The 281-nt window shown below is 31.3% G+C and carries 1 protein-coding gene; it reads left to right on the top strand.

The features are described 5' to 3' along the window. Positions 1 to 25 precede the first annotated feature (25 nt). Positions 26 to 281: hypothetical protein (locus V7161_RS30325; RefSeq protein ID WP_335716468.1), on the top strand; the 256-nt coding region annotated here is incomplete at its 3' end.

The raw sequence follows: 281 nt of genomic DNA, 5'->3' as shown, positions 1-281 counted from the left end.
TATGCAAATCGAGTTTGAGGATTTTATGTTTTATATTGAATGTAGAGATGTGTTCGATGAACAGATTCAAGGAATACATATCTTAGATTGTCTTAACTCTGTCGATACCCCAAGAACACTTAATGATTTGAGATTAGGGGCAATACTATATCCTTTATGTAAAAATACCGATGTGGTTTCTTTTCAAGAGGCACTTAAAAAATACAAAAAATCCTTAACTGAAATCCTTTCTAAAATGATGGCAATTGCAAAATCAGAAATGGATTTAAAAGAAGGGGATT

The organism is Neobacillus drentensis, assembly GCF_036965425.1.
GTDB classification, from domain to species: Bacteria; Bacillota; Bacilli; order Bacillales; family Cytobacillaceae; genus Neobacillus; species Neobacillus drentensis_F.
This window is presented reverse-complemented; position numbering and strand designations above follow the sequence as displayed.